The sequence below is a fragment of the bacterium genome (assembly GCA_027622355.1).
In the GTDB taxonomy this organism is placed as follows: Bacteria; UBA8248; UBA8248; order UBA8248; family UBA8248; genus JAQBZT01.
The window spans coordinates 1-4,403 of sequence record JAQBZT010000250.1 but is presented as its reverse complement, the minus strand read 5'-3'; the positions used below and the strand labels follow the sequence as shown (position 1 = coordinate 4,403).

Annotated in this window: 3 protein-coding genes; all 3 read left to right on the top strand. The window is 64.2% G+C overall.

Annotation, left to right across the window (positions count from 1 at the left end; translation table 11 throughout):
* Window positions 1–106: 106 nt before the first annotated feature.
* Genes tyrS through O2807_12625 form a run of 3 tightly spaced genes read left to right on the top strand, consistent with a single transcriptional unit; the run spans window position 107 to window position 4,218 of the window.
* Window positions 107–1,372 (top strand): tyrosine--tRNA ligase, encoded by a 1,266-nt coding sequence (gene tyrS / locus O2807_12635; GenBank protein ID MDA1001346.1) that lies wholly within the window; start codon window positions 107–109, stop codon window positions 1,370–1,372.
* Between the two features lie 40 nt (window positions 1,373–1,412).
* On the top strand, window positions 1,413–2,888 hold the full coding sequence (locus O2807_12630; GenBank protein ID MDA1001345.1) for a hypothetical protein: 1,476 nt from the start codon (window positions 1,413–1,415) through the stop codon (window positions 2,886–2,888).
* Window positions 2,889–2,940: 52 nt separating this feature from the next.
* Window positions 2,941–4,218, top strand: coding sequence for an MFS transporter (locus tag O2807_12625; protein ID MDA1001344.1), 1,278 nt, complete (start codon window positions 2,941–2,943; stop codon window positions 4,216–4,218).
* Window positions 4,219–4,403: the final 185 nt, after the last annotated feature.

The following is a 4,403-nucleotide window of genomic DNA, read 5'->3' as shown; positions in this document are numbered from 1 at the left end:
GTGGGGGGGGGATTATGTGGCCCCTGATCCCCCTTGGGCGCTTTATCCGCCCCTGCTATATTGAAGACAAATTGTCCCGAATTCTCTTTGGCCCGGCGGCAGGCGCATGAACTTTCTCGATGATCTGAAATCCCGCGGCCTGGTCCACGACTGGACCGGGAGCCCGGCGGCGGCGGCGGCCCTCAACAAGGGCGGGCTGACCGCCTACTGCGGCTTCGACCCGACGGCCGAGAGCCTGCACGTGGGCAACCTCGTCCCCATCGTGGGGCTGATGCGCCTCCAGCGGGCCGGGCACCGCCCTTTGGTCGTCGTCGGCGGAGCGACAGGGATGATCGGCGACCCTTCGGGGAAATCCGAGGAGCGGAACCTGCTCGATGACGCCGCGCTGGCGCGGAATCTCGCGGGCATCGAGGCGCAGCTCGCCCGCTTTCTCGATTTCGGCGGCGGAAAATCCGGCGCGCGCCTTCTCGACAACGCCGACTGGCTCGGCAAGATGAATTTCGTGGATTTTCTGCGCGATGTCGGCAAGCATTTTTCCGTCGGCTACATGCTGGCGAAGGAGTCGGTGAAGGCGCGCATCTCCGAGGCGGGGATCTCCTACACCGAGTTCAGCTACATGGTGCTCCAGGCCTACGACTTTCTCTACTTGCACGACAGGGAGGGATGCACCCTCCAGGTCGGGGGCTCCGATCAGTGGGGCAACATCACCGCGGGCATCGAGCTCATCCGCCGCGTTCGCGGGAAGGAGGCCTTCGGCCTCACTTTTCCGCTCATCACGACGGCGGACGGGCGGAAGTTCGGCAAGACCGAAGAGGGCAGCCTCTGGCTCGACGCCGGGCGGACGAGCCCCTACCGCTTCTACCAGTACTGGATCCAGACCGACGACCGGGACGCGGGAAGGTTCCTGCGCTACTTCACCTTTCTCCCGATCGATGAAATCAATGAGATCGAGAAGGATCACCTCGCCGCGCCCGAAAAGCGCGAGGGCCAGAAGCGCCTCGCCCGCGAGATGACGGCGCTGGCGCACGGGGCGGCGGCGGCAAAGAGCGCCGCGGGCGCCTCGGAGATTCTCTTCGGCGGCGCCCTCTCGGGCATCGAGGAGCCCGCCCTTCTGGCCGCCGCGGGCGAGATGCCGCGAACGGCATCCACGGCGCCCCTCCCCCTTCCCCTCTCGGATGTGCTGGTCGAGACGAAGCTCTGCCGCTCGAAATCCATGGCCCGAAAGGACTTGGGCGGGGGCGGCATCTATGTCAACAACGTTCGGGCGGACGGCGAGAGCGCTTCCCTCTCGAAGGAAGATCTTCTCTTCGGCCGCTACGTTCTTCTTCGAAAAGGGAAAAAGAACTACCATCTGCTGGAGTTCCAGCCGTAGACCGCACGCTTCCCGGGCGGTTCCGAAAAGGAGAGGGCTGATGAGCATCCGCGATCGGCTGAAGGATTTCGGCGAAGTGCCCGAAAAAGAATCCGGACCCGTCCCGCCGGAGGAAGCGGCGCCACCCGATCCACCCAAGGCGCCGAGCCTCCTGAAAAAAGAATCCGCAGAGGAGGAGGCATCCGCGGGTGCGCCCGCCGCGGAAGCGCCGGCTTCCGATGAACCCTACGATCCCCTCAGCCTGAAGGCGCCGCGCAGGCTCGAGGACCTCGGCATCCGCAAGGACTTCCTGATGCCGCATGTGCTCCGGACGCTGTATTTCCTCGATACCTTCACCGTCACCGAAGCGGCCGAGCAGCTTTGCCTGCCCATCAAGATAACGGGCGACCTGATCGAGGAGTGGAAAAATCTCAAGTGCATCGAGGCGCTCTCGGCCTCGGGCTTCGCCGCCACCTCGCGGCGCTACGGGATGGTGAGCGAGGGGCGCGGGCGGGCCCGCGAGTATCTGCAACAGAGCGGCTACATCGGCCCCGTGCCGGTGCCCATCGGCGCCTACCGCAAAATGGTCACGAAACAATCCGTGCTCAACGTTCAGGTCAATGCGGAGAGCCTCCACAAGGCGCTCGCCCATTTGGTGGTCAACGAAAAGGTGATCGCCCCCCTCGGCCCGGCCATCAACTCGGGGCGGACCATTTTCCTCTACGGGCCGCCGGGAAACGGGAAGTCCTCCCTCGCGCTGGCCATCTCCACCCTGCTCTCGGGGACGGTCGCCGTCCCCCGGGCGGTGGAATTCGACGGCTTCGTCATGCGGATGCACGACCCTTCCATCCACAAGGCGGAGGGCGATCAGCCCGAGGACACCCGCTGGACGCGCTGCAGGCGGCCCGCCGTCATTGTCGGCGGCGAACTCACCCTGGAGACGATGGAACTCCACATGGATCCCAACTCGAACACCTACGAGGCGCCGCCCCACGTCAAGTCGAACAACGGCATGTTCATTCTCGATGACTTCGGCAGACAGCTCGTCCGCCCGCGCAACCTGCTGAACCGCTGGATCATCCCCCTGGAGAACCGGACCGACTACCTCACCCTGCAAACCGGGCACAAGATACAGGTGCCCTTCGATCAGCTCGTCATCTTCAGCACGAACATCAACCCGACCGATCTGCTGGACGAAGCCTTCCTGCGCCGGCTGCATCACAAGATCTACATCGGCCCGCTGACCCAGGATGCATTCCAGAGAACGTTCGAACTCGTGTGCAAAGGCAAGGATATTGCGTTCCAGCCGGAGGTCTTCAAAAGCCTCATCGAGGAGGTCTACAAACCGCGAGGCCTCCCCTTCAACGGCTGCCACCCGCGCGATCTGCTCGACCATCTGGCCGACCTGGCGAAGTTCGAGGAAATAAAGCCGGAGATGACGAAGAATTTGCTCATGCGGGCCGTGGAAGGGTATTTTGTGAACATCGTCGATGAAGGCTACTCCACACCGGCCGGCGTCGAGGATGCCCTGAAATAGCGGCCGAAGGGAGAGTACCGGTGAAGGACTGTTGCCCGCTCGGGCGCTCTGCATGAGCCACGCCCCCGAAGTCCGGCAGGTGGAATACCACGACCTGCCGCCCGCCTATCACCGCTGGAAATGGCGAATTCTGCTGGCCTACTGCGCCTTTTACTCCATCAACTACATGGGCCGGTTCAACTTCAGCCTCATCCAGTCGGAGATCATCGCCGACCTGGGAATCACGCGCGCCGACACCGGCTGGATCAACTCCTGGATGTTCTGGGGATTCGCCTTCGGAGACCTCGTCCACGGGCGGCTCGCCGAGCGCTTCGGCCTCCGGCGCGTCCTCATGATCGGGGCCATCGCAACGGGCGTGTTCAACTTCATCGCCAGCTACGGAAACTCCATCGCGGGGCTGGCCATCCCCTGGGGCATCGTCGGGTTCGTCAACGCGGCCACCTGGCCGCCGGGCATCGCGCTGATCGCCCAGTGGTGGCCCCGCCGGGACCGGGGCCGTGCGATGGGCTTCGCCGGAACTTCGGCCGGCCTCTCGCTGCTGGTGGTCTGGCTGGTCACCCCCTGGGTGGCCGCCGCCTGGGGATGGCGCGCGGCCCTGCGCTACCCCCCGATGCTGATCGCCCTTCTGGGAATTGTTTTCTACTTCGTCGTCCGGGACAGGCCCCGCGATGTCGGCCTCCCCGAGTACATCGAGTCGGACGAGGTTTCCAAAAATGCGGAGTCCAGCGCCGTGGGGCAAACCCATGGCCTGCGGGCCTACGTTCATCTTCTCTCCAACTGGCGGTTTTTCCTCGCCTGCCATGTGAAGGGGCTCGACAACGTGGTGCGCTACGGCATCGTCTCCTGGGCGCCGCTCTACTACGTCCAGGCCGGCGGCTTCAACATCAAGCAGATGGCCCTCTTCACCCTCGCCTACCCGATCGGCTACATGTTCGGCCCCATCTGCGGCGGGGTGATCTCGGATCGTTTTTTCAAGAGCAACCGATCCACCGTGATCATCATCTCCAGCCTTCTGAGCGCGGCGATGCTGATGGGCATCGCCTTCAGCCCGGCGGACCAAATCTACCTGGCCGTCCTCTTTCTCGTTCTCGGGGGTTTCACGGTGAACATGACCACCATCCAGGCGCTCGCCGTGGACCTGGCCGGAAGGCAGCTCGCCGGGACGGCATCGGGGGTTCTCGATGCGCACGGCTACATCTACGGGGCGCTGCAGGCGTGGTTTTTCGGATGGCTTTCGCTGTCGGTTCCGAACGGCTGGTTCTGGGTGTTCACGGTCATGGCCGCATCGCGCCTGGTGGGGGTCATCGCCATCTCGCGCGTCCGGGCGTAAGCGGCGGGTCAGCCTTTTTCTTTTCCGTTGAAGCCCTGGAGGATGAACAGCTTGATGCGGTCCTCTTCGCTGCCGAATTCCCGCTCCAGATGGTTCTGCAGCAGACCCCGCCAGGCGCCGCGCGCCTCCTCGCCGATGGCCAGATAAAGCGAAGCCCCGAAGCGCCAGATCGCGTCTTCCCCCAA